Raw genomic sequence first — 24850 nt, forward strand, 5'->3', positions numbered from 1 at the left:
AATTCACTTGTTGTCAGTTTCACGCGGTTTACGCAGCACTTCATTGATTTCCGGTTTATCCAGCGGGCCGCTGATGTGATAACGCAGCAGCGATATCCGGTTCCATACCGGTCCCAGCACCTTGCTGGCGGCGAACACCGCCGCGCCAATCACCGGATTGACCACAAACGCCGCCGCAACGCCGACCGAAGCAGAAATTTCCGGAGTGATGACCGCTTCCATATCGATCCGCCGTTTAACCAGATCCATATTGCCCTGCATCGCGATATCGGCTTCCAGCCCATCGACCCGCAGGTTATCGGTGCGCATCACGCCATTTTCGATCCAGGCGGTGCCATTAATCGAATCAAAATAGAAGCCATCATTAAAGGTGTCACTGAAATCGAAGCGCAGCTTGCGCAGCAGCGCATCAAAGCTGAACAGGCGCAGGATTTGGCCGGCAGTCCCGGTATTCACATCGGCAATCTGCCCTTTACCAAAGTAGGTTTTTAGCGTGCCGCTCAGGGTTTCAGCTGACGGCTGCCACGGCGCGGCGCGCCAGTGCAAATCGTAATCAATATTGAACGGCGCATCACGCAGCGGAGTATTGACGCCAAACCAGTTAGTCGCGTCATTGATATTCGGCCCCTTCAGCGTTCCTTTCAGCGAAGTGCGCTGATCGTCCCGACGGTTAACCCATTCCCCTTTAATTTTCAGCTGCGAGCTGCCGGTATCTACCGTTCCGTTAGTAAGTGCCAACGTATCGCCTTTCGGTTGCAGCGTCGCCGCAACCCGACCATATTTCTGTCCCAGCACCCAGCACTCCGCACAGCGCAGCTGTAAGGCTGGCCAGCCGCTGAAATTAATCTGGCTGGTTTGCTGAGAGCTGGCATTGCCGCTTTGCTGCGCGTCACGGTCCCATTGCGGATTGTAGTAAAGGTAATCCAGTCCGATCTGCCACGGCGCCTTCGGTGCTATCTCGAGCTTACCGCGTATTTCCTGGGCGTTGACGCTGACCTGCGCCTTGCCACCGGCCGTTTCTGCCAGCGTTGCGTCTACCGCATGCCATTGCTGCCCCGCCAGCGTGACCGCCGGAGTGCGCAGAGTCAGGTTACCTGGCAGCGTAACGCCGCCCAGCTGACGCTCTCCACCACTGCCGCCATTGCCGCCACTGCCGCCACTGCCGCCAGCCATCATCGCTATCCAGGCCTCACCATCCAGCGGCGGCAGATTCAGCACCATACCGGCATGATCGGGAAGCGCAGGCGTTTTCGCCGTATCATTCAGCCAGATGCCGCGATCGACGCGTAAGGTCGGCTCCAGCAGCCAGCGGCTGTTAAACCGATGACGGGTAGCCACGCTGCCGCTGAGGTCGAAATGTTGCAGGTCGCCGCTGGCCTTGATGTTGACCGGCATCGCCTCACCGGCCTTTTTATCCAGTGGCGAAGGTAAGCGACTGCTCACTTCTTTGGCATCACCGTTCAGCTCTACCGCATACTGCGCCCCGCCCCGATGCGGCAGCGTAATATTCACATCACCCTGCCACGGCAGATGCCCACCAAGCTGACGGCTGACGGCCGCAGGAATCTCACTGATTTTGCCCGGCTGCCAGTCACCCAGCAGTTTCACTTTAACGCCAAAATCATCCGGATTCTCCTGGGTGCTGAAACTGACCCCCAGCGGCTGACCAAACCAGTCAGCCCGCATCTCTTCACTCTCCAGATTACCGTTGTTGTAACGGAAACGGCCGGTGAGACCGGTCAGCGTGGTTTTCAACGGTTTGATAAAAAGGGAATTGTTGTTCATTACCACGTTGCCGCTGGCGTGAACCTGCTGACCATCAAGCGGGATATCCAGGTTCAGATGCCCCCGGGTCGTGCCTTTGATTTCCAGCTGTTCCAGCGCCGCACCGAGTGAAGATTTCAGCGGCGTCTGCTGGAAATAGTCGGCGATCTGTTTGCCGTCTCCGCTGATATCGCCATCAATAATCAGCTTCTCTTTCAGGTAGTCAGGGATGACGGCACTGACGTTACGCGCATTAACCTCACCCAGTCGGGCCGTCGGAGCGTTCATCCACAAGCCATCATTGAGGAAGTTAAGATCGATATCCAGATTGCTGAGCGCCGGCCATTTGGGCTGGAAAGCGTACGTTGCCTGGCGCAGCGGCACCCAGACCTGGAACATGCCGTCGTTGTGCTTGAACGGGAATAGCGCCGGGTTACCGGCAAACAGCAGCGTGGCGTTATCCACTTTCCCGCCCTTTATCGCGCCGCTCAGGTAGTGCGTCAGTCCGTTGCCCATCAAGGGTACCGGGAAATAGCGCCAGGCATCGCCCGCATCGGTTAAGCGGATACCCGCAAGAATATCCAGCCGCGGATCACCGCCACTGTTTTGCTGATAGCTGAAGTCGCCTCGCGCCCAGAGCGAACGCGCCTGCAGATCAAGGTTTTCGCCCGCCAGGGTCAGGCCATGTTCATCACGCTGCCAGCGCAGCGCACCGGTAATCTTTTTGATTTCAAGCGGCGCCTGAAAGACATCGTCATACGGCACGGTGGCTGCGCCCATGTTGACGCTGACCTGGCCATGATTCAGGCTGCCACGCGCTTCCCCGCCTAAACGGCTGATTCCCGGCAGTAGTTTCCAGTTCTGCCAGCTGAAGTCGCGCCATTTGACCTGCAGACGCGTCTGCTCCGGTTGCTGCAAGGGAATATCCAGCGCCAGGCCTTCGATGGTGCCCTGTGGCCGCAGCGTGCGCCAGTTTTCAAACAGTGCCGGAGAGAGCGGCGCGAACAGCGGCACAATCGGCGCAATATGATCCAGCGCCAGTTGGGTGGCACGTAACCGCACTTCGGGCTGGCCATTGGCGCCCAGCATCTGCTTATCTTCCGGCCGCCATAGCAGCGAAAAGTGTCCGGCCGGCCACGGATTGCCGTCGGTGCTAAGACGGGTCTGCGGGACATTCACCACCCAGCCGTTCTGGAAACGCGACAGGTGCGCCGTCAGGCCATCAACCTGCAGCGTATGCCGGCCCGTTTCCCCCTGCCAGCTGGCGCCGCCCTGCCGCAGCAACAGATCACCGGCATAAATATCGCCGTCGCGCAGGTTGACCCAGGCAGCCAGGCTAAAACGGGCGCTATCCAGCCGGGTATTATCGCGCATCCAGCGGCCCAGCCACGGACGCATATCCACATCATCGGCCTGCATCCAGATCCGGCCATCATTCAGCAGGCCGTTGCTGTCATTAAGATCAAGCCGCACCTGAACCACACCGTGCTGACCGGTAAAGCTCGACAGGCTGACTTCACCCTCTGCCCGATGGCGCGTTTTTTCATTCAGCCAGGTCAGTCGTGGAATCGCCAGCTCGGCATGCTGACCGGACGGTGTACGGAAGCGAATGGTGCTGTCGCGCAGGTCGAAGTGATCAAACTGGCGCAGGAAAAGTTCATTGATTTGTGCCGGACGGAAGCTGTTCTTCTCTTTATCGCTGTCCAGCAGCGGGCGGTTGCTGTCGAGATGCAGCTGCCAGAAGGTGAGATCGCGGAATTGCCAGCGCCAGTGCAGCAGGGATTGCCAGACGTCCAGGGCCAGATTGATGCGGGCGATGGTGAGTTTGCCCTTTTCCTGCAGATCGACGCTGAGATCGCGTACCTGCAGGGTTGGGCCGAAATTCTCCCATTTCCCCTGCAGCTGACGGGCGCTCACGGGCACGCCACTGCGATCGGAGACGAATTGCAGAAGGTTGCTGCGATAGCTGTCGAGATGCGGCATTACCAGACGCAGCCCGCTGACCAGCAGCGCGACAATCACGATGATCGCGGCGACCAGCAGTAACAAGATCCTCGGCAACTGCCTCACTCACACCTCTCCTTGCCTTCCGTTAACGACGGATAGTTAGTTCTGAAACCCGGCCGTCTTCAGACAAAAACGCCATACAGGCGCATGTTATCCCAGACAAGGGCGATTTTTTAGCCCGACAATCAGAGAAAAGCCGGTCGGGCTGACGTGCCTGATATTACATCATCACCACGTCAAACTGCTCCTGGGTATAGAGCGCCTCGACATGGACTTTCACCTGTTTGCCAACAAAAATTTCTACTTCAGCCAGCGCATGTGACTCATCGGTTTTCAGCGCTTCACCCACCGTCGGCGAGACGTAGACCAGGAAACGGTCAGCGTCATACGCATGGTGTACTCGCACAATCTCGCGCATGATTTCGTAGCAGACCGTTTCAACCGTCTTCAGCGTACCGCGCCCTTTACACACCGGACAATCTTCACACAGCACGTGCTCAATACTTTCACGCGTCCGCTTGCGTGTCATCTCTACCAGCCCCAGCGCCGAGAAACCACTGATACCGGTCTTCACCCGATCTTTACTCAGCGCCGTTTCCAGTGAATGCAATACCCGGCGGCGATGCTCTTCGTTGCTCATGTCGATGAAATCAATAATGATGATGCCGCCAAGATTACGCAGGCGCAGTTGACGGGCAATCGCCTGCGTGGCTTCAACGTTGGTATTGAAAATAGTCTCATCAAGGTTGCGATGGCCGACAAAGGCACCGGTATTAATATCGATGGTGGTCATCGCCTCGGTTTGATCGATGATCAGGTATCCGCCGGACTTTAGTTCAACTTTGCGATCCAGCGAGCGCTGAATCTCATTTTCAACGTCAAACAGATCAAAGATCGGCTGTTTGCCATTATAGAGCTCCAGCTTACCAGCCATCTCCGGAATATATTCACTGGTGAATTCCACCAGCTTATCGCAGGTCAGACGCGAATCGACACGGATGCGGTCCAGCGCTGCGCCAGCGAAATCGCGCAAAATACGCTGGGCTAAAGCCAGCTCGCCGTAGAGCAGGCAGCGGGTCTGGTTACGCTTTTTGCGCTCGCTGACTTTGGTCCACAGACGTTTGAGAAACGCCGCGTCCTGTGCCAGCTCCTCTTCTCCGATGCCTTCAGCGGCGGTGCGAATAATAAAGCCGCCCAGATGGTCGCAATAATCGGCCACGACCGCTTTAAGACGTTCACGCTCTTTTTCACTGTCGATGCGCTGAGAGACCCCGACGTGTGACGCGCCCGGCATAAACACCAGATAACGCGAGGGCAGCGTGATATCGGTGGTCAGCCGTGCGCCTTTGGTGCCCAGTGGATCTTTCACCACCTGTACCACCAGATCCTGTCCCTGACGAACCAGTTCGGCAATATCCCGCACGATGAAGTTCTTTTTCTCATCACCCGCCACACATTCGGTGTGCGGCATGATGTCTGAGGCGTGCAGAAAAGCGGCCTTATCCAGACCGATATCAACGAACGCCGCCTGCATCCCCGGCAGGACACGGCTGACCCGGCCTTTGTAGATATTGCCGACAATGCCGCGCCGCGCTTCGCGCTCAATGTGAATTTCCTGCAGTATGCCGCCATCAATATAGGCAACACGCGTTTCAGAAGGCGTGACGTTAACCAGTAATTCAGCCGTCATGTTGACCCCTTACGGCACGCAGTGACTGAAAATGGCTGAGCAACTCTGCGGTCTCAACCAGAGGCAGTCCAACCACCGCGTGATAGCTTCCATTAATTTTGCGGACAAAGTTTCCACCCCTGCCCTGAATGCCGTATGCGCCGGCTTTATCCATCGGCTCACCGGTTGCAATATAGTCGGTGATGTCAGAAGTGGTTAAGGTGCGGAAGGTCACATCCGTGATGACGACACAATCAATCGCCTGCTGAGTATCGGCCAGCGCCACCGCCGTCATTACCTGATGAGTCTGTCCCGATAATTTATGCAGCATCGCGGCGGCATGGGCGGCATCGTGCGGCTTTTCCAGCACCTCGCCATTCAGCACCACGATGGTATCTGCGCCGAGTACCGGCAGATCCTGCGCGGCCAGCCTGACGCCCGCCTGCGCTTTGTCGTTGGCGAGACGACGGACATAATGTTCCGCCGCTTCATTTGGCTGACGCTGTTCTTCAACGTCAGTCATGATGCGCTCAAAAGTCAGGCCAAGTTGAGTTAACAGCTCACGCCGACGCGGTGAACCGGAAGCAAGATAAAGGGTTACCATAAATTTCCTTATTGAACAGCGAACTGACGACGAATCTTTCTCATGAGTAAGAATAGCCATGGCCAGAGAATACCGTCGACGACACTGCTCCAGAAAATTTCAGGGCGGAATGAAACGTTGATCACCAGGAATTCAGCCCAGAAGACAATCACATCCATAGCCAGTGACAGCACCATAACCATTAACGCTTGCTGCCACAACGCTAAGTTACGGAATAACTGGAACTTAAAGGCGATCAGGTAGGCAATGATGCTGAGCGCCAGCGCCCGCACGCCGAGGGTGGAGCCGGCGATCAGATCCATAATCGCGCCCATCAGGAAGCCGCTGCCAACGTTAACCCGATGCGGCAGCGCAAGCACCCAATAGATGAGGATCAATAACAGCCAGGAGGGCCGGAACATATAGATCTGGTCCGGCCACGGCATGATCTGCAGAATCAGCGCAACCAGGAAAGAGAGCCAGATGACCCAACGTCCCTGGCTGCGATATCGACTCAAGGCTGACCTCCGCGCGAACGCGAAGTGCTGCTCTGTCCGGCACTGCTGCCAGTCGCCGGGGCGGGTGGTCCCATCTGTGCTGCGGGCGCTGGCGGCCCCATTTCACCCGCGGGTGGCAGAACCTGCGGCATCATCTGCATCAGCCGTTCGTTGGCTACGCGATGAACTTCATCCTGCGGCAGCGGCATATCACCATTACGATCGGCGCCCCACAGCAGCAGCAGATAGCGCAGACGCTGCAGGCCGGCGGTCGGATGAGCCTGAATCACAGTGTAAGCGCGTTGGGTATCCACTTTAACCGATGAAACCACACCCACCGGATAGCCTTCCGGGAAGCGCCCACCAATACCTGAGGTGACCAGTACGTCACCAACCCGAATATCGGTGTTGCCCGGCAGATGCTCAAGCTGCAGATCTTCGGTACAGCCGTTACCGGCGGCAATGACACGTATGTCATTACGCAAGACCTGAATCGGCAGCGCATGAGAAGCATCGCAAATCAGCAGCACGCGGCTGGTCAGCTGACTCACCGCAATCACCTGCCCGACCACCCCTTTATCACTGATGACTGGCTGACCTTCATAGACACCGTTAACGCTGCCTTTGTCGATCACCACCTGGTCGGTGTAAGGATCCGTGCCGGTCGAGATCACCTGCGTGACCATCTTTTGCTCGTCCTGACGCAGCGGTGAACCCAGCAGTTCACGCAGGCGTGCGTTTTCCTGCTTGTATTGCCCCAGCATCAGCAGGTTACTGTTTTTCAGGAAGAGTTCGCGACGTAAGGCTTTGTTTTCCTGCTCAAGCTGCTGACGAGACGCCAGCGACTCCGACACGCCATCCAGAATCTGGCGCGGCCCATTGGCCAGGAAGTAAAACGGACTGACCGACGTATCCAGATAGTTGCGTATTTGGGTAAACGAACCCACACGGCTGTCAGCAATGATAATGCTATCGCCACGATGACAGCCAGGAAAAGACGCAACTGCAGGGATGGTCCCCTGCTAAAAATCGGCTTCATATAATCTGCGTGATCCTCGACGACAGGTAAGGAAGCCCGGCACAACACCGCACTTCCCTGAGCTGGACGCATTGCACCGGCGCATAGCGCGCCGGCTGACACGCGACTCCCTGCGCATCGTCATGACGTTCTCAGCCGGTTGAGGCAATTATTCTTCGCTGAACAAATCGCCGCCATGCATGTCGATCATTTCCAACGCCTTGCCGCCACCGCGTGCCACACAGGTCAGCGGATCTTCAGCGACAACCACCGGAATGCCGGTCTCTTCCATCAGCAGACGATCCAGATTACGCAGCAGCGCACCCCCGCCGGTGAGTACCATGCCACGCTCGGAGATATCCGACGCCAGTTCAGGCGGACACTGCTCCAGGGCAACCATCACCGCGCTAACGATGCCGGTTAACGGCTCCTGCAGCGCTTCCAGAATTTCGTTGGAGTTCAGCGTAAAGCCGCGCGGTACCCCTTCTGCCAGGTTACGGCCGCGCACTTCAATTTCACGCACTTCATCGCCCGGGTAGGCTGAACCGATCTCATGCTTAATACGTTCTGCGGTCGCTTCACCAATCAGTGAACCGTAGTTACGACGCACATAATTAATAATAGCTTCATCGAAACGGTCACCACCAATACGCACCGAAGAGGAGTAGACCACGCCATTCAGCGAGATCACGGCCACTTCTGTGGTACCGCCACCGATATCGACCACCATTGAACCGGTCGCTTCCGACACGGGCAGGCCAGCACCAATCGCGGCCGCCATTGGCTCTTCAATCAGGAAGACTTCACGCGCACCGGCACCCTGAGCGGACTCACGGATGGCACGACGTTCTACCTGCGTGGCCCCAACGGGTACGCAGACCAGCACTCGTGGGCTGGGACGCATAAAACTGTTGCTGTGGACTTGTTTAATGAAGTGCTGCAGCATCTTTTCGGTGACGAAAAAGTCAGCAATGACACCATCTTTCATCGGGCGAATGGCTGCGATGTTGCCTGGCGTACGGCCAAGCATCTGTTTTGCGTCATGACCCACGGCCGCGACACTTTTCGGTGAACCGGCACGATCCTGGCGAATAGCGACCACGGAAGGCTCGTTCAGCACGATGCCCTGTCCTTTCACATAAATCAGGGTATTCGCGGTACCCAGGTCAATGGACAAGTCATTGGAAAACATGCCACGAAATTTTTTAAACATACTAAGGGATAATCCTGCAAGCTGGGGGCGGAAAATAAAATCCGCTTACTTTACCAACCACACGAAGCTGCCACAAGGCGCAAAAACGTTCTGCTTCGGTGAAAAAAGACGCCAAATTGCGTTTAAGTCATCTGAACCGGCCATCAGTTGCAGCAGAATGGCGACAACACGCCATCGGCGCCGGTTTTCATGGCATTTCACATCCTTGTTTCCGACATAAAATCTAACATTTCCGGCAGGCGCATTTGCGACGTCATACTGACTCAACGCTAAAAAAGGGCTGCGTCACCGCCAAAAAGTCCGCAATCCGCTAAATACGGTAACGTTGGGAATACTTCTTCACGTTACTGTTTACCGGAAGCGAAGGGGCAAAGAAGTCGCCCTGACCACCCGCAACGCCTAATGCCACCAGCGTCTGCCACTCGGCTTTCGTCCGCACCCCGACAGCAAACACCTGAGTATGGGTTGATTTACACACTTCCAGCAGACTCTGCACAAAGAGCTGATTTTCGGTACGACGCTCAATGTTGCGTACCAGACCGGCATCAAGTTTGATCAGTTCCACCGGAAGTTGTCGAATATAGGCGCTACTGACCACCGTTAAACCCGCCTGATTGACCGCGATACGACAACCAAATGCTTTAAGTGCGCGAAATACTGGCGTTAAACGATTGATGTGTTGACAGACATCTGCCTCGGCAAGTTCAAATAAAAATCGCTTTCTTTGCCCTTTCGGGCATTGCAGCAACATATTCTGCAGCCAGAGCACAAAAGAACGGTGCAGCAGCGAGTCGATAGTGACCGGCAATACCAGCGTCTCTTCCGGCCAGAGTTCAGATAAAGCAGCGATGCGCGTCACCAGCTGGCGGTCCCAGCTATCAGCCATGCCGAGCTGTTGCACCAGTGGCATGTACTCGGCCGCCAGCACCTCTTTATCGCCGTCAAAAATACGGGTCAGCATGACGCGATGCTGCACCTTACCCTGGGTATTCACTGCCGGTTTCTGGTACAGACGCGGGCCGCCGCGGCTCAGGGTATTTTCCAGCAGTGTTCGCCAGCGCACGCTACCGCGCCCGGTATCCTGCAGATTACCGGCACCGTTGGCCCAGTTATTACCGCCTAACAGCGCCGCCCGTCGGGTTGCCATTTCGGCGTTTTCCATTACCTGCGGCACGGTCTGCCCGCTGTGCCAGGCGCTGATACCGATATGAATCAGGTCATCACGGTTCACCATCCGCATTGGCGGCAGAGAATCGACAGCGTTAATCAGCTGATCGGCAATGCTGTTGGCCTCTTTCAGGCTGCGGTGCGGCAGTAGCACCGCAAAATCACTGCGGAAATAGCGCGCCAGCAGAGCACCGGGATAACGCAGCACAAAAGTGGAGAGCATATTGACGATGTTAAACAGATACTCATCGATCAACCCTGGCTCCAGCGTTTCGCTCAACGTGTCCAGATCCGGCAGGCGTATCATCATGACCACGCCATGGGTACCGACATCCTCCTGATCCTCCAGCAGCGTGGCGAGCTGACTGTCAAAGAACAGGCGATTATTCAGACCGGTACGGCCATCCTGAGCAGCAAAGGTGCGGATCAGCGTATCGATACGCAAACGTTGTTCACCCGCTTCCTGCAGATCGGAGAGCAGTACATCCAGCGCACGGCTGGCCCTGGGCGGCCACTCATCCAGATTACGTTTCGGTACTACCCCACGCTCACCGTCAATAATCGCCTCTGCGCGTATTTCCAGGTGCTCCATGCCGCGCCACTGGCGACGTAACCAGCGGTGCAGAATAAACAGCAGCAGGCTCATCACCAGCACCACCGTTGATACCGTGCCCATCGCATAGGTCCCGATAATGGAACGCAGCCAGGTGCGGGCAGGATCGAGGGTGACCACCCGCACATGCACTCCAGGCTGATGGATTAACGGCACATCAAACTGGACGAAGCGATTGGGCTGATGGTCGAGCATCAGGTTTTCGTGACGGGAGAGAGAGAAAAAGATGTGGTCGCCGCTGTAGAGTTGAATCTGCTCGGCGTTGATGATCGGCATTAATCGGGTAATCCAGCTGTGGAGCTGGTCGGGCGACTGGATAAGCAGCGCCTGATCCACTTCGGTTGCCAGCACCTGCGCGCGCTGTTCGACCCGCTGATGACTGAACCAGAAAACGCTAAAAGCACAGCCCACCAGCATTAATAACATTGCCAGTATGCTAAGAAAGGTAATAAACGCAGATAGTTTTGTGGTTAATCGCATCCCTGTGCCTGTGTTACTGCGGTGATAACCGGATCACCCAACCTTGTACCGTCAGCCTGACGAAAACGCGAGCAAAATAGCATAATTTGCGTTTAGCGGCAGCGCCGTGACGACTGATGCGGAAGTATATCCCCGGGAAAGCGGCGCCGACGTTGATCCCAGCGCTTTTCGGTGCATTCTCATCGCACCTGTCAGCCAGGAAATTTCACATTTTACCGGTGAAACTGGCTGCGATCGGAAATAGTCATCATGCTGGTCAATAAGACCACGGCTGGAGAGTGCACCATGAAGCGCAACACTGATCTGACGGAAGCCGACGTAACGCCGGAAACGATTTTTAATATGAAGCGCCGCCAGGTGCTGAAGTCGCTGGGACTGAGCGCGGCGGCCATCGGTCTGCCGGGCGTAGCCAATGCGGACATTCTCAGCTGGTTCAAGGGCAACGATCGCCCACCTGCCCCCGCCGGCCGGGCGCTGGACTTTAGCAAACCGCCGCAGTACCAGACCGACCTGACGCTGACGCCAGCGGAGAAGGTCTCTGGCTACAACAACTTTTATGAGTTTGGTCTGGATAAAGCCGATCCCGCCGCCAATGCCGGCACGCTGAAAACCGATCCCTGGAAACTCACTATCGATGGTGAGGTGGCAAAGCCGATCACGCTGGACATGGATGATATTTTCAAACGTTTTGCTATGGAGCAGCGTATCTACCGCATGCGTTGCGTAGAGGCCTGGTCGATGGTGGTGCCGTGGGTCGGTTTTGAGCTGAACAAGCTTCTCTCTCTGGCCGAGCCCACCAGCAAAGCGCGTTTCGTTGCTTTCCAGACGCTGTACGATCCCGAGCAGATGCCAGGCCAGAAAGATCGCTTTATCGGTGGCGGGCTTAATTATCCTTATGTCGAGGGATTACGGCTGGATGAAGCGATGCACCCGCTGACGCTACTGAGCACCGGCGTCTACGGCAAGGCGCTTCCGCCACAAAATGGCGCGCCGATTCGCCTGACGGTACCGTGGAAATATGGCTTTAAGGGCATCAAATCGATCGTCAAAATTACCCTGACCGCCAATCAGCCACCCACCACCTGGAATCAGATCGCGGCGGATGAATATGGTTTCTATGCCAACGTCAATCCGCACGTTAATCATCCGCGCTGGTCGCAAGCAACCGAGCGCTTTATTGGCCCCGGCGGCAGCCTGAAAGTGGAGCGTCAGCCTACCCTGCTGTTCAATGGCTATGCCGATCAGGTGGCTTCACTCTATCGCGGCCTCGACCTGCGGGAGAATTACTGAGTGGTGCGCCTGTCGCTAAAACAGATCACCTGGCTCAAGGTGATTCTGCATCTGGCGGCCCTGCTGCCGCTGGTTTATCTGATCCTCGCCGCCATGCAGGGCGGATTAAGTGCTGATCCGGCCAAAGACATTCAACACTTTACCGGGCGGATGGCGCTGAAACTGCTGCTGGGCACGCTGCTGGTATCACCGCTGGCGCGCTATGGCAAGCAGCCACTGTTGGTCCGCACGCGCCGCCTGCTGGGTATCTGGACCTTTGTCTGGGCCTGCCTCCATCTGCTGAGCTACTACCTGCTGGAATTAGGTGCCGATAATCTGCGTCTGCTGGGCAGCGAGTTAATTTCTCGTCCCTATTTGACACTCGGTATCATCAGTTGGTTGATATTGCTGGCCCTGACAGTAACCTCTTTCCAGCGGGCGCAGCGTAAGCTCGGCAAACGCTGGCAGACGTTGCATAACACCATCTATCTGGTCGCGATTCTGGCCCCGATCCACTACATCTGGTCAGTCAAAATCCTGTCGCCGCAGCCTCTTATCTATGCACTGCTCGCTGCGCTGTTGTTAGCATGGCGTTACAAAAAGTTTCTCAAATGGTGGCCCCGCTAGACCTTCTGTGGTTGTTTTCCTCCCTGACAATCTGCTAAAAGATGTGGCCTTCGGGCCACATCTGATCATCTTCGCAGATAAGACTAGTATTTTGCTGCGAAATGACACGAAACGGATATAATGCCCGGCTTTATTGCAAGGCAGGTCTTCTTTTTCATTGTGAAAGGTGACAAAAGGAGATTGGCAAGGTATTTTACGCGATGCCTTAATGATTGCGGGAGATGGCAGCAAGATGGCGCATAAATTACATATTCTGCTTTTAAACGGACCCAACCTGAACCTGTTGGGCACGCGCGAACCAGAGAAGTATGGTCACACCACACTGCAGCAGATTGTGGACGATCTTGCACATCAGGCAGACCAGCTGAATGTGGAATTGAGCCACTTGCAATCTAACGCTGAGTTTCAGCTGATTGATCGCATTCATGAGGCCAAAGGCAATGTGGATTACATCATTATCAATCCTGCCGCGTTTACCCATACCAGCGTCGCGCTGCGTGATGCCCTGTTAGCGGTATCGATTCCGTTTATTGAGGTCCATCTCTCAAATGTGCATGCACGCGAGCCCTTCCGCCATCACTCCTATCTCTCTGATGTATCTGCTGGCGTCATCTGTGGGCTTGGCGCTGACGGCTACACATGGGCTTTACAAACGGCAGTAAAACGCCTGTCTCATACTAATTAATCAAACTGAGTACGGAACCCCACTCATGGATATTCGTAAAATTAAAAAACTGATCGAACTGGTTGAAGAATCTGGCATCTCCGAGCTGGAAATCTCCGAGGGCGAAGAGTCCGTTCGTATCAGCCGTGCACCTGCAAATGTTGGTTATCCGATGATGCAGCAGGCTTATGCTGCGCCGGTACAGCAACCCGCTCTGGCGACAGCCATTGCGCCCGTTGCTGCCATTGCTGAAGCCGCACCGGCTGAAATCAGCGGCCACATCGTGCGTTCACCGATGGTCGGGACGTTCTATCGTACGCCAAGCCCGGACGCAAAAGCCTTCATCGAAGTGGGTCAGAAAGTGAATGCCGGCGATACCCTGTGCATCGTTGAAGCCATGAAGATGATGAACCAGATCGAAGCCGACAAGTCTGGTGTGGTGAAAGCCATTCTGGTCGAGAGCGGTCAGCCGGTCGAATTTGACGAGCCACTGGTTGTCATCGAATAACGGGGCGGACCATGCTGGATAAAATTGTTATTGCTAACCGCGGTGAGATCGCGCTGCGCATTTTACGTGCCTGTAAAGAGCTGGGCATCAAGACTGTGGCGGTACACTCAAGCGCGGACCGTGATCTGAAGCACGTGCTGCTGGCGGACGAAACCGTCTGCATCGGCCCGGCGCAGTCAGTCAAAAGTTACCTCAACATCCCGGCGCTGATCTCCGCAGCAGAGATCACCGGCGCGGTGGCGATTCACCCAGGCTACGGCTTCCTCTCTGAGAATGCGGATTTTGCCGAGCAGGTTGAGCGCTCAGGCTTTATCTTTATCGGCCCGAAAGCAGACACCATTCGCCTGATGGGCGACAAAGTGTCGGCGATTAACGCGATGAAGAAAGCCGGTGTGCCAACCGTACCTGGCTCCGACGGATCGCTGACCGATGATATGGAAAAGAACCGTGCCTTCGCGAAGCGCATCGGTTACCCGGTGATCATCAAAGCGTCCGGTGGCGGTGGCGGTCGTGGTATGCGCGTAGTGCGTAGCGACAAAGATCTGGAACAATCCATCAACATGACGAAAGCGGAAGCCAAAGCGGCTTTCAACAACGACATGGTTTACATGGAGAAGTATCTGGAGAATCCACGCCACATTGAGATTCAGGTACTGGCCGACGGTCAGGGCAACGCCATCTATCTGGGCGAACGTGACTGCTCAATGCAGCGTCGTCACCAGAAAGTCGTTGAAGAAGCACCCGCGCCAGGCATCACGCCGGAACTGCGCAGCTTCATTGGCGATCGCTGTGCTAAAGCCTGTATTGAGATTGGCTACCGCGGCGCAGGCACCTTCGAGTTCCTGTATGAAAACGGTGAGTTCTACTTCATTGAGATGAACACCCGTATTCAGGTTGAGCATCCGGTAACCGAGATGATCACCGGTGTCGACCTGATCAAGGAGCAGCTGCGTATCGCTGCTGGTCAGCCACTGTCGATCAAACAGGAAGATGTGATTATTCGCGGACATGCGGTTGAATGCCGTATCAACGCCGAAGATCCGGTCTCCTTCCTGCCGAGCCCGGGTAAAATCACCCGCTTCCATGCGCCAGGCGGTTTTGGCGTGCGCTGGGAGTCGCATATTTACTCGGGTTACAGCGTGCCGCCTTACTACGATTCCATGATCGGCAAGCTGATCACCTACGGCGAAACCCGTGAGGTGGCGATTGCCCGCATGAAGAATGCGCTGGCGGAACTGATCATCGACGGTATCAAGACCAACATTGAACTGCAGATGAAGATCATGTCCGACGAAAACTTCCAGCACGGTGGAACCAATATCCACTATCTGGAGAAAAAACTCGGCTTGCACGAGAAGTAGTCGCAACGCTGAGTTAGTCAGAGGCCGGTTAATCCGGCCTTTTTCTTTTGCCGCTGGCGTTAAGGTTGAATCATGGATGCTCGTTTTATACAGGCGCATAAAGAGGCCCGCTGGTCACTCTATCTGACCCTGCTCTGGCTGGCCGTTTGGGGGCTTTCCGCCTGGCTGGGCGGGAGCGAAACGGGAGTCACCGGCTTACCGCGCTGGTTCGAACTCTCCTGTGTCTTTGCGCCCCTGCTGTTCATTTTTTTATGCTGGATAATGGTCCGCGTGATTTTCCGCGACATGTCGCTGGAGGATAAAAATGAATTTTGACATTATCCTGCCCCTCTTAATTTATCTGGTACTGATCGCCGCGCTGTCAGTCTTCGCGGTCCGTAAACAGCGTCAGGGCAACTTCCTGACCGAATATTTTCTTGGCAGCCGCTCAATGGGCGGGTTCGTGCTGGCCATGACCCTCACAACCACCTATATCAGCGCCAGCTCGTTCATTGGCGGACCCGGTGCCGCCTATAAATATGGTCTGGGATGGGTATTGCTGGCGATGGTTCAGGTTCCAGCCGTCTGGCTGTCGCTCGGCGTGCTGGGCAAGAAATTTGCTATCCTGGCGCGTAAGCATAATGCGGTGACGCTGAATGACATGCTCTACGCGCGCTATCAGAGTCCGCTGCTGATCTGGCTGGCCAGCCTGAGCCTGCTGGTGGCGTTCATTGGTGCCATGACGGTGCAGTTTATCGGCGGTGCCCGATTACTGGAAACCGCGGCGGGGATCCCATATGACACTGGCTTACTGATTTTTGGCGGCACCATCGCGCTCTATACCGCCTTTGGCGGCTTCCGCGCCAGCGTGCTTAATGACGCAATGCAGGGTGTGGTGATGCTGATCGGCACCTTCCTGCTGCTGTTCGCCGTGATCCATCAGGCGGGCGGGCTGGGCACCGCCGTGCAGAAGCTGCACGCTATCGATCCACAATTATTGTCGCCGCAGGGGCCGGGCGAGATCATTACCCCGACCTTTTTGAGCTCGTTTATCGTGCTGGTCTGCTTTGGCGTGATTGGCCTGCCGCACACCGCCGTACGCTGCATCTCCTATAAAGACAGCAAGGCGGTGCATCGGGCGATCATTCTTGGCACCATTGTGGTGGTGATTCTGATGCTGGGTATGCATCTGGCGGGCGCGCTGGGTCGGGCCATCCTGCCCGACCTGACGGTCCCGGATCGGGTGATCCCCACCTTAATGATTACCGTACTGCCGCCGCTGGCCGCCGGACTGTTTCTGGCGGCTCCGATGGCAGCGATTATGTCGACCATCAATGCCCAGCTGTTGCAGGCATCCGCTACGCTGATTAAAGATCTCTATCTGCGCGTGGCCCCGCAGCAGATGGAAAATGAGCCGCGGCTGCGGCTGTTATCCGGCGCGATTACCTTTGTGCTGGGCATTCTGCTGCTGATTGCCGCCTGGAATCCGCCTGATATGATCATCTGGCTCAACCTGCTGGCATTTGGCGGTCTGGAAGCCGTATTCCTCTGGCCGCTGGTGCTGGGCCTCTACTGGGAACGCGCCAATGCAGCGGGAGCTATCACCGGTATGGTTACCGGTGGCGGTTGCTATGCGTTTCTGGCGAGCCTTGACCTGCAAATCATGGGCTTCCATCCGATTGTGCCTTCCCTGCTTTTAAGCCTGCTGGCGTTTTTAGTGGGTAACCTGTTTGGACGCGCGCCGCAAACTGCCGACGCGCCGCAACATTGAATGTAAGAGAGACGTTATGCCGTGGATTCAAATCAAGATAAACAGCTCGGGTGAACATGCTGAAACGCTGAGCGATGCGCTGATGGAGACCGGTGCGGTCTCCGTCACCTTCCAGGATACCCACGATAATCCGGTCTATGAGCCACTGCCGGGCGAAACCCGCCTGTGGGGCGATACGGATGTGATCGGCCTGTTCGATGCAGAAAGTGACATGGACGCCATTGTCGCTGAACTGGCACAACATCCGCTGTTAGGTGTTGATTTCCGGCACAAGATCGAGCAGATCGAAGATAAAGACTGGGAACGCGAGTGGATGGAGAACTTCCACCCGATGCGTTTTGGCGAACGGCTGTGGATCTGCCCAAGCTGGCGCGATGTGCCGGATCCGACGGCGGTGAATGTGATGCTGGATCCGGGCCTGGCTTTTGGCACCGGCACGCATCCGACTACCTCGCTCTGTCTGACCTGGCTGGATGGGCTGGATCTGACCGGTAAAACGGTGATCGACTTTGGCTGTGGCTCGGGGATCCTGGCGATCGCTGCACTGAAGCTCGGTGCAGCGCAGGCAATCGGTATCGATATCGATCCGCAGGCGATCCAGGCCAGCCGCGATAACGCTGAACGCAATGGCGTCTCCGATCGTCTGTCGCTCTATCTGCCCCACCAGCAGCCGGAAAACCTGCAAGCGGATGTGGTGGTCGCCAATATCCTGGCGGGTCCGTTACGTGAACTGGCCCCGCTGATTAGCGTACTGCCGAAGCCAGGCGGTCACCTTGGACTCTCTGGTGTATTAGAGAGCCAGGCGGAAGGCGTCTGCGAAGCCTATGCTGAGCAGTTCACGCTCGACCCGGTTGCGGTCAAAGAAGAGTGGTGCCGGATTACCGGCGTGAAGGGCTGAATCCATCGCGTTGTTTTGCTGCCTGGCAGCCTTTCGGCATTGCACTGAACGGGCTGCATAGCCTGTCCGGCCAGCCCGTAGCGTAAGGTGCGGGCTTTCAGCATACATAATGGTTGCTTGTATCGTTAATCACGGCATGTGACGTTTATTATCTGGCTAAACAGGCTGCTTTTTCGGAAAAACGTTTGTTCACAATTTCAGCATTAATATCTAACAAGTTGATAGTTATGGTTATTTTGAGATTAGCGACGTGATCATCCGGATTTCATTGATCTTTCTTGCTGATTGTTCAAAGTTTGGCCTTTCATCTTCAGGAAAAAATGCGTAATATACGCCGCCTTGCAGACACAGTATGGCCATTCTGACTTCATGCGTATTGGAAACCTCCAGCTGAGAAATCGACTGATTGCAGCCCCTATGGCCGGGATTACCGACAGGCCATTCAGGACGCTGTGTCATGAAATGGGTGCAGGCATGGCAGTTTCTGAGATGTTGTCTTCGAACCCGGAAGTCTGGGCCAGTGACAAATCTCGTTTACGCATGGTGCACAGTGATGAGCCAGGCATTCGCGCCGTGCAAATCGCCGGTTGCGATCCCAGCGAAATGGCGCAAGCTGCAAGGATTAATGTTGAGGCCGGTGCACAGGTTATCGACATTAATATGGGCTGCCCTGCCAAAAAGGTTAACCGCAAAATGGCGGGTTCAGCCTTGCTGCAATATCCCGCCGTGGTGGAGTCAATTCTCTCCGCAGTGGTCAATGCAGTGGATGTGCCGGTAACACTAAAAATTCGTACTGGCTGGGATCCTGAAAACAGGAACTGTGTCGCGATTGCCCAATTGGCTGAACGTTGTGGTATTCAGGCTCTGACGATACATGGCCGCACTCGTGCCTGCCTGTTCAACGGGGAAGCTGAATATGACAGCATTCGGACAGTTAAGCAGAGTGTCTCTATTACGATTATCGCGAACGGAGACATAACTGACCCGCATAAAGCCAGAGCGGTGCTCGACTATACAGGGGCCGATGCTCTGATGATAGGACGTGCTGCTCAGGGAAGACCGTGGATCTTCCGGGAAATCCAGCATTATCTGGACACTGGGGAGCTGCTTGCCCCGCTGCCAATGGCAGAGGTCAAGCGCTTGCTTGTTTCGCATATACGTGAGCTGCACGACTTTTACGGTTCAGGCAAGGGATACCGTATAGCGCGAAAGCACGTCTCCTGGTATCTCCAGGAGCACGCCCCGAATGACCAGTTTCGGCGCACATTCAACGCCATTGAGGATGCCAGCGAACAGCTGGAGGCGTTGGAGGCATACTTCGAAAATCTTGCGTAACGAAATAAAGAGCTGAAAGAACTATGTTCGAACAACGCGTAAATTCTGACGTACTGACCGTTTCTACCGTTAACTCACAGGATCAGGTAACTCAAAAACCTTTGCGTGATTCGGTTAAACAGGCACTGAAGAACTATTTTGCTCAACTGAACGGTCAGGATGTGAGTGACCTGTATGAGCTGGTTTTGGCTGAAGTCGAGCAGCCTCTGTTGGACATGGTGATGCAGTATACCCGTGGCAACCAGACCCGTGCTGCCCTGATGATGGGTATCAACCGCGGTACGCTGCGTAAGAAATTGAAAAAATACGGCATGAACTGATTCTGGTTCTGTCTGTTAATTACGCCAGCCTTCGGGCTGGCGTTTTTATTTGTGCGCTGTTCCACAAAGCCCCGGCAAATCAGGTGAAACAGTTAACCTCAATATGGTAACTATAGTTGCAATCGCTGAGGTGATATTCCACTGCCTCGCTTTCCCGCTCTTCTCTGCTGATACACTCTGTCTGACGCGTCTGCCTGCAAGCTATTCCCGGCCAGCATTGACTTCTGTGATCCTGTACACCTTTAAAAGCAAAGCCTCTCCTCCATACATTTCCGCCTGAGCGATGGCTCACATTGCTTCCATATAGTGAAACTAATTGCACTAAATGTGATCGGGTCGACTCGCATTGCTTCCTTTTGGTGCGCGATATTAGCGGAACTTTCAAATCACTTCCGATTATTAACCGTTCTTTCATGAGAATTCAGGGTTCTGCAAACCTGGCATCAGCTTTGCAGAGTCGTGGATGGCTGACCGCCACAGACAGGAAAAACGCACACCAAAGTGCGCAAACATAACAACATGATTCCTCCACACAGGATGCTTTATGAAAAAGATGATGCTCTCCACGCTGGTTGCTGCGGCCTCGCTGTTGGCCGTTGCTCAGCAGGCACACGCAGGCACGACGCTGGATGCGATAAAGAAGAAAGGCTTTATTCAATGCGGTATCAGTGATGGCTTACCCGGCTTCTCCTATGCCGATGCCAGCGGCAAATTTACCGGTCTAGATGTCGATGTCTGCCGCGCTGCTGCCGCCGCGGTGTTTGGCGATGCAACCAAAGTGAAATATACCCCGCTGACCGCCAAAGAGCGTTTTACCGCGCTGCAGTCAGGTGAAGTCGATATCCTGTCGCGTAATACCACCTGGACCTCATCACGTGATGGCGGCATGGGCTTCCTGTTTGCCGGCGTCAATTATTACGACGGCATTGGCTTCCTGACTCACCAGAAAGCCGGGCTGAAAAGTGCCAAAGAGCTGGACGGCGCTACCGTCTGTATTCAGGCAGGTACCGATACCGAGCTGAACGTGGCGGACTTCTTTAAAGCCAATAAGATGCAATATACGCCGGTGACCTTTGATCGTTCCGACGAATCTGCCAAAGCGCTGGATAGCGGTCGCTGCGATACGCTGGCATCTGACCAGTCTCAGCTCTATGCGTTACGCATCAAGCTGGGTAAACCTGACGAATTTATTGTGCTGCCGGAAGTGATTTCTAAAGAACCACTGGGGCCGGTCGTTCGCCGCGGTGATGATGACTGGTTCACCATCGTTAAATGGTCACTCTACGCCATGCTGAATGCTGAAGAGATGGGCATTTCCTCGAAAAACGTTGATGAGATGACCGCCAAACCGACCACGCCAGATATGGCCCACCTGCTGGGTGCTGAGGGTGATTTTGGCAAGGATCTGAAACTGGACAACAAATGGGCCTACAACATCATTAAGCAAGTGGGCAACTATCAGGAAAGTTTCGATCGTAACGTGGGTAAAGATAGCGCACTGAAGATCGCTCGTGGTCAGAATGCGTTGTGGAACCAGGGCGGCATTCAGTACGCACCGCCAGTACGTTAATACTCCTCGCCAATCGGGCACCGTATTCTGCGGTGCCCTACCCCAGCTTTCGTTACTGAGGTTTCAACATGTCACAACGCCCAACCGTGAAAAGGGATTTTTCATTCGGTAATCCCACGGTTCGCGCCTGGCTTTATCAGCTCATAGCGATAGTCGCGGTGCTTGGTGTGGTGGGTTATCTGGTGCATAACACCATTATCAACCTGTCCAATCGCGGTATTACCTCCGGATTTGGATTCCTTGAGCGTACTGCCGGTTTTGGTATCGTTCAGCACCTGATTGAGTACACCGAAGGAGATACTTACGCGCGCGTGTTTATGGTCGGGTTGACCAATACCCTGCTGGTCTCCGCGCTCTGTATCGTTTTTGCCTCCATTCTCGGCTTCGCTATTGGCCTCGCGCGACTTTCTGACAACTGGCTGTTGCGGAAACTCTCCAATATCTATATCGAAACCTTCCGTAATATTCCGCCGCTGCTGCAGATCTTCTTCTGGTACTTTGCGGTGTTACGCAATCTGCCGGGCCCGCGTCAGGCATTGAATGCTTTCGACCTGGCCTATGTCAGCAACCGGGGATTATATGTCCCGTGGCCAACCTATGCGCCAGGCAGCTGGCCGTTTGTGATTGCGCTGCTGCTGGCTATTGCTGCCAGTTATGGCCTGTACCGTTTTAATCGTAAACATCAGCTGAAAACGGGTCAGTTACGTCGCTCATGGCCGGCGGCCATCGCGATGCTGATTCTGTTCCCACTGATTGCGCATCTGGGTTTTGGCGCGGCGACCCACTGGGACGTGCCACAGCTACGCGGTTTTAACTTCCGCGGCGGCTCGGTGATGATCCCTGAGCTGGCGGCGCTGACCCTGGCGTTGTCGATCTATACCTCATCGTTTATTGCTGAAGTGATACGTTCGGGGATTCAGTCGGTACCGTACGGGCAGCATGAGGCGGCACGATCGCTGGGTCTGCCTAATCCGGTGACGCTGCGGCAGGTGATTATCCCACAGGCAATGCGCGTGATTATTCCTCCGCTGACCAGCCAGTATCTGAACATCGTGAAAAACTCCTCGCTGGCTGCCGCCATCGGTTATCCCGATATGGTGTCGCTGTTTGCCGGTTCGGTACTGAATCAGACCGGCCAGGCGATTGAGACCATTGCTATCACCATGGGCGTGTATCTGATCATCAGCCTGCTGATTTCACTGCTAATGAACCTCTACAACCGCAAAATTGCGCTGGTTGAGCGTTAAGAGAACGGGATGACTATGTCTGTGACCACACATGAAACGCCCCCCGTCCCGACGAATCTGGCGAGTCGCGCCTGGCGTTGGGCGCGTAAGAATTTATTCTCCAGCTGGTTTAACTCCCTGCTCACGCTGTTTTGCATCTGGGTGATCTGGCACGTGATTCCGCCTGCGCTGAACTGGCTGATCTTTCAGGCTAACTGGTTCGGTACCACCCGTGCTGACTGCACCAAAGAGGGCGCCTGTTGGGTCTTTATCCATGCCCGCTTTGGCCAGTTCATGTATGGGCTCTATCCGCATGAACTGCGCTGGCGGATTAACCTGGCGCTGGTGATTGGGCTGCTGTCGATTATCCCAATGTTTATCAAAAGTCTGCCATATCGTGGTCGCTACATTGCACTCTGGGCGATCGCTTATCCGGTCATCGTCTGGTTTCTGCTTTATGGCGGTTATCTGGGACTGGAGCGGGTCGAAACTCGCCAGTGGGGCGGATTAACTCTGACGCTGATTATCGCCTCGGTCGGGATTGCTGGCGCCTTGCCGCTGGGGATTTTACTGGCGCTGGGACGTCGCTCAAAGATGCCGGTCGTGCGTACGCTGTCGATTATCTTCATCGAGTTCTGGCGCGGCGTTCCGCTGATCACCGTGTTATTTATGTCATCCGTGATGCTACCGCTGTTTATGGCAGAAGGCACCAGCATCGACAAGCTGGTACGTGCGCTGGTTGGGGTCATTTTATTCCAGTCCGCCTATGTGGCTGAGGTGGTGCGTGGCGGTTTGCAGGCGCTGCCGAAAGGTCAGTATGAGGCAGCCGAATCGCTGGCGCTGGGCTACTGGAAGACGCAGATGCTGGTGATCCTGCCGCAGGCCCTCAAGATGACCATCCCGGGCCTGGTGAATACCATTATCGCGTTGTTTAAAGATACCAGCCTGGTGATCATCATCGGCCTGTTCGATCTGTTCAGCAGCGTCCAGCAGGCTACCGTCGATCCGACGTGGCTGGGCATGTCGACCGAAGGTTATGTCTTTGCCGCACTGGTCTATTGGATTTTCTGTTTTAGCATGTCGCGCTACAGCCAGTACCTGGAAAAGCGCTTTCACACCGGGCGTAAATCGCACTGAGGTTTTACATGACACACTCTATGACACACTCTTCCGACGCGTTGATGATTTCGCTTGAGAACGTGAATAAATGGTACGGCCAGTTTCACGTACTGAAAGACATCAACCTGCAGGTTAAACCCCGCGAGCGCATCGTGCTTTGTGGTCCCTCCGGCTCCGGTAAGTCGACCACCATTCGCTGCATAAACCATCTTGAAGAGCATCAGCAGGGGCGCATTGTCGTCGATGGTATTCATCTGAATGAGGATGTGCGCAATATTGAGCGAGTCCGTACCGAAGTGGGTATGGTCTTCCAGCACTTTAATCTGTTTCCGCATCTGACCGTATTACAGAATTGTACGCTGGCACCTTCCTGGGTCAGAAAGATCCCGAAGAAAGAGGCCGATGAGCTGGCAATGCACTATCTGCAACGCGTACGTATTGCCGAACATGCGCACAAGTTCCCCGGCCAGCTCTCCGGCGGACAGCAGCAGCGTGTCGCCATCGCCCGCTCACTCTGCATGAAACCCAAAATTATGCTGTTTGATGAACCCACGTCAGCGCTCGATCCTGAGATGGTGAAGGAAGTACTGGATACGATGATTGGGCTGGCTGAGGATGGCATGACGATGCTGTGCGTCACCCATGAGATGGGCTTTGCCCGAACGGTGGCTGACCGGGTGATCTTTATGGATCGGGGTGAGATCGTTGAAGTCGCGCCACCGCAGGAGTTCTTTGCTCATCCTAAATCAGAACGCACCCGCGCCTTCCTGTCGCAGGTTATTCACTGATCTAGCGCGCAATCTCTTATCACCCGGCCTGGTGCCGGGTTTTTTTATTGTCTGTAAAACAGGCTGCTGGCTGGACGCGATGGTGAACAGAGGAAAAAGAGAGATTCTGGCAGCGGCCACAACGAAAAAAGCCCTTCGCATACGCGAAGGGCTCTCTCTTATTTGATGCCTGGCAGTTCCCTACTCTCGCATGGGGAGACCCCACACTACCATCGGCGCTACGGCGTTTCACTTCTGAGTTCGGCATGGGGTCAGGTGGGACCACCGCGCTACAGCCGCCAGGCAAATTCTTTATTTACCGAACTCATGTCTTAACTGGTGCTGATACCCAGAGTCGAACTGGGGACCTCACCCTTACCAAGGGTGCGCTCTACCAACTGAGCCATATCAGCACACTAAATTTG

The 24850-nt window shown here is 55.2% G+C and carries 20 protein-coding genes, 1 tRNA gene, 1 rRNA gene and 1 pseudogene; 14 read left to right on the forward strand and 9 right to left on the reverse strand.

Annotation, left to right across the window (positions count from 1 at the left end; genetic code table 11):
* Nucleotides 1-3 precede the first annotated feature (3 nt).
* The 7 genes and pseudogenes from yhdP to csrD all read right to left on the reverse strand — a co-directional run bounded on the left by yhdP (nucleotide 4) and on the right by csrD (nucleotide 11011).
* Nucleotides 4-3834, reverse strand: a complete 3831-nt coding sequence (yhdP, locus tag HA41_RS12825; protein WP_094121112.1) for an AsmA2 domain-containing protein YhdP — start codon at nucleotides 3832-3834, stop codon at nucleotides 4-6.
* Nucleotides 3835-3991: 157 nt separating this feature from the next.
* A complete protein-coding gene (gene rng / locus HA41_RS12830) occupies nucleotides 3992-5461 on the reverse strand; it encodes a ribonuclease G (RefSeq protein ID WP_094121113.1) in 1470 nt (489 codons plus the stop codon).
* Nucleotides 5451-6044: a Maf family protein gene (locus HA41_RS12835; protein ID WP_094121114.1), complete on the reverse strand. Its 594-nt coding sequence runs from the start codon at nucleotides 6042-6044 to the stop codon at nucleotides 5451-5453. Before HA41_RS12835 ends, rng begins: the two co-directional genes overlap by 11 nt.
* A gap of 8 nt (nucleotides 6045-6052) precedes the next feature.
* Entirely contained in the window at nucleotides 6053-6541 is a 489-nt protein-coding gene (mreD, locus tag HA41_RS12840) for a rod shape-determining protein MreD (protein WP_094121115.1), read from the reverse strand.
* A pseudogene (gene mreC, locus HA41_RS12845) lies at nucleotides 6538-7559 on the reverse strand (rod shape-determining protein MreC). The gene mreD and the pseudogene mreC overlap by 4 nt, the downstream one beginning before the upstream one ends.
* A gap of 148 nt (nucleotides 7560-7707) precedes the next feature.
* Entirely contained in the window at nucleotides 7708-8751 is a 1044-nt protein-coding gene (gene mreB / locus HA41_RS12850; protein WP_003855260.1) for a rod shape-determining protein MreB, read from the reverse strand.
* 310 nt (nucleotides 8752-9061) lie between these two features.
* On the reverse strand, nucleotides 9062-11011 hold the full coding sequence (gene csrD / locus HA41_RS12855; protein WP_094121116.1) for an RNase E specificity factor CsrD: 1950 nt from the start codon (nucleotides 11009-11011) through the stop codon (nucleotides 9062-9064).
* Nucleotides 11012-11296: 285 nt separating this feature from the next.
* Between csrD and msrP the strand changes: the two genes are divergently transcribed.
* From msrP to HA41_RS12925, 14 genes are all read left to right on the forward strand, one after another.
* The gene (gene msrP, locus HA41_RS12860) at nucleotides 11297-12301 is read left to right on the forward strand and encodes a protein-methionine-sulfoxide reductase catalytic subunit MsrP (protein ID WP_094121117.1); all 1005 of its coding nucleotides are present in this window, start codon (nucleotides 11297-11299) and stop codon (nucleotides 12299-12301) included.
* 3 nt (nucleotides 12302-12304) lie between these two features.
* Nucleotides 12305-12907 (forward strand): protein-methionine-sulfoxide reductase heme-binding subunit MsrQ, encoded by a 603-nt coding sequence (gene msrQ, locus HA41_RS12865; protein WP_094121128.1) that lies wholly within the window; start codon nucleotides 12305-12307, stop codon nucleotides 12905-12907.
* A 232-nt stretch (nucleotides 12908-13139) separates the two neighbouring features.
* Nucleotides 13140-13592 carry a type II 3-dehydroquinate dehydratase gene (aroQ, locus tag HA41_RS12870; protein ID WP_094121129.1) on the forward strand — a complete coding sequence of 151 codons (453 nt, stop codon included), beginning with the start codon at nucleotides 13140-13142 and terminating at the stop codon, nucleotides 13590-13592.
* A 25-nt stretch (nucleotides 13593-13617) separates the two neighbouring features.
* Entirely contained in the window at nucleotides 13618-14079 is a 462-nt protein-coding gene (gene accB, locus HA41_RS12875; RefSeq protein ID WP_094121118.1) for an acetyl-CoA carboxylase biotin carboxyl carrier protein, read from the forward strand.
* Between the two features lie 11 nt (nucleotides 14080-14090).
* Nucleotides 14091-15440 carry an acetyl-CoA carboxylase biotin carboxylase subunit gene (accC, locus tag HA41_RS12880; protein ID WP_031375129.1) on the forward strand — a complete coding sequence of 450 codons (1350 nt, stop codon included), beginning with the start codon at nucleotides 14091-14093 and terminating at the stop codon, nucleotides 15438-15440.
* A gap of 72 nt (nucleotides 15441-15512) precedes the next feature.
* Nucleotides 15513-15755 carry a YhdT family protein gene (locus HA41_RS12885; RefSeq protein ID WP_094121119.1) on the forward strand — a complete coding sequence of 81 codons (243 nt, stop codon included), beginning with the start codon at nucleotides 15513-15515 and terminating at the stop codon, nucleotides 15753-15755.
* Nucleotides 15745-17190 carry a sodium/pantothenate symporter gene (gene panF, locus HA41_RS12890; protein ID WP_094121120.1) on the forward strand — a complete coding sequence of 482 codons (1446 nt, stop codon included), beginning with the start codon at nucleotides 15745-15747 and terminating at the stop codon, nucleotides 17188-17190. Before HA41_RS12885 ends, panF begins: the two co-directional genes overlap by 11 nt.
* Before the next feature lie 16 nt (nucleotides 17191-17206).
* The gene (prmA, locus tag HA41_RS12895) at nucleotides 17207-18088 is read left to right on the forward strand and encodes a 50S ribosomal protein L11 methyltransferase (protein ID WP_094121121.1); all 882 of its coding nucleotides are present in this window, start codon (nucleotides 17207-17209) and stop codon (nucleotides 18086-18088) included.
* Nucleotides 18089-18457: 369 nt separating this feature from the next.
* Nucleotides 18458-19423, forward strand: coding sequence for a tRNA dihydrouridine synthase DusB (gene dusB, locus HA41_RS12900; RefSeq protein WP_094121122.1), 966 nt, complete (start codon nucleotides 18458-18460; stop codon nucleotides 19421-19423).
* A gap of 23 nt (nucleotides 19424-19446) precedes the next feature.
* Nucleotides 19447-19743: a DNA-binding transcriptional regulator Fis gene (gene fis / locus HA41_RS12905; RefSeq protein WP_003855228.1), complete on the forward strand. Its 297-nt coding sequence runs from the start codon at nucleotides 19447-19449 to the stop codon at nucleotides 19741-19743.
* A 544-nt stretch (nucleotides 19744-20287) separates the two neighbouring features.
* Entirely contained in the window at nucleotides 20288-21313 is a 1026-nt protein-coding gene (locus HA41_RS12910; protein WP_094121123.1) for an amino acid ABC transporter substrate-binding protein, read from the forward strand.
* 68 nt (nucleotides 21314-21381) lie between these two features.
* Complete coding sequence (locus HA41_RS12915; protein WP_094121124.1) at nucleotides 21382-22560, forward strand: amino acid ABC transporter permease; 1179 nt, start codon at nucleotides 21382-21384, stop codon at nucleotides 22558-22560.
* A 15-nt stretch (nucleotides 22561-22575) separates the two neighbouring features.
* The gene (locus tag HA41_RS12920; RefSeq protein ID WP_094121125.1) at nucleotides 22576-23676 is read left to right on the forward strand and encodes an amino acid ABC transporter permease; all 1101 of its coding nucleotides are present in this window, start codon (nucleotides 22576-22578) and stop codon (nucleotides 23674-23676) included.
* Between the two features lie 8 nt (nucleotides 23677-23684).
* Nucleotides 23685-24446, forward strand: a complete 762-nt coding sequence (locus HA41_RS12925; RefSeq protein ID WP_094121126.1) for an amino acid ABC transporter ATP-binding protein — start codon at nucleotides 23685-23687, stop codon at nucleotides 24444-24446.
* A gap of 167 nt (nucleotides 24447-24613) precedes the next feature.
* On the opposite strand, the gene rrf is transcribed toward HA41_RS12925, so the two are convergent.
* A 5S ribosomal RNA gene (gene rrf, locus HA41_RS12930) occupies nucleotides 24614-24729 on the reverse strand.
* A 33-nt stretch (nucleotides 24730-24762) separates the two neighbouring features.
* Nucleotides 24763-24838: transfer RNA gene (locus tag HA41_RS12935), tRNA-Thr, on the reverse strand.
* Nucleotides 24839-24850 lie beyond the last annotated feature (12 nt).

The organism is Pantoea conspicua, assembly GCF_002095315.1.
Classification (GTDB): Bacteria; Pseudomonadota; Gammaproteobacteria; order Enterobacterales; family Enterobacteriaceae; genus Pantoea; species Pantoea conspicua.

What these genes read in the sequence shown, in the direction of transcription:
- rng (WP_094121113.1), bottom strand. Translation starts at nt 5,461, where the DNA reads ATGACGGCTGAATTACTGGTTAACGTCACGCCTTCTGAAACGCGTGTT.
- HA41_RS12835 (WP_094121114.1), bottom strand. Translation starts at nt 6,044, where the DNA reads ATGGTAACCCTTTATCTTGCTTCCGGTTCACCGCGTCGGCGTGAGCTG.
- mreB (WP_003855260.1), bottom strand. Translation starts at nt 8,751, where the DNA reads ATGTTTAAAAAATTTCGTGGCATGTTTTCCAATGACTTGTCCATTGAC.
- csrD (WP_094121116.1), bottom strand. Translation starts at nt 11,011, where the DNA reads ATGCGATTAACCACAAAACTATCTGCGTTTATTACCTTTCTTAGCATA.
- msrP (WP_094121117.1), top strand. Translation starts at nt 11,297, where the DNA reads ATGAAGCGCAACACTGATCTGACGGAAGCCGACGTAACGCCGGAAACG.
- aroQ (WP_094121129.1), top strand. Translation starts at nt 13,140, where the DNA reads ATGGCGCATAAATTACATATTCTGCTTTTAAACGGACCCAACCTGAAC.
- accB (WP_094121118.1), top strand. Translation starts at nt 13,618, where the DNA reads ATGGATATTCGTAAAATTAAAAAACTGATCGAACTGGTTGAAGAATCT.
- accC (WP_031375129.1), top strand. Translation starts at nt 14,091, where the DNA reads ATGCTGGATAAAATTGTTATTGCTAACCGCGGTGAGATCGCGCTGCGC.
- HA41_RS12885 (WP_094121119.1), top strand. Translation starts at nt 15,513, where the DNA reads ATGGATGCTCGTTTTATACAGGCGCATAAAGAGGCCCGCTGGTCACTC.
- panF (WP_094121120.1), top strand. Translation starts at nt 15,745, where the DNA reads ATGAATTTTGACATTATCCTGCCCCTCTTAATTTATCTGGTACTGATC.
- prmA (WP_094121121.1), top strand. Translation starts at nt 17,207, where the DNA reads ATGCCGTGGATTCAAATCAAGATAAACAGCTCGGGTGAACATGCTGAA.
- dusB (WP_094121122.1), top strand. Translation starts at nt 18,458, where the DNA reads ATGCGTATTGGAAACCTCCAGCTGAGAAATCGACTGATTGCAGCCCCT.
- fis (WP_003855228.1), top strand. Translation starts at nt 19,447, where the DNA reads ATGTTCGAACAACGCGTAAATTCTGACGTACTGACCGTTTCTACCGTT.
- HA41_RS12910 (WP_094121123.1), top strand. Translation starts at nt 20,288, where the DNA reads ATGAAAAAGATGATGCTCTCCACGCTGGTTGCTGCGGCCTCGCTGTTG.
- HA41_RS12915 (WP_094121124.1), top strand. Translation starts at nt 21,382, where the DNA reads ATGTCACAACGCCCAACCGTGAAAAGGGATTTTTCATTCGGTAATCCC.
- HA41_RS12920 (WP_094121125.1), top strand. Translation starts at nt 22,576, where the DNA reads ATGTCTGTGACCACACATGAAACGCCCCCCGTCCCGACGAATCTGGCG.
- HA41_RS12925 (WP_094121126.1), top strand. Translation starts at nt 23,685, where the DNA reads ATGACACACTCTATGACACACTCTTCCGACGCGTTGATGATTTCGCTT.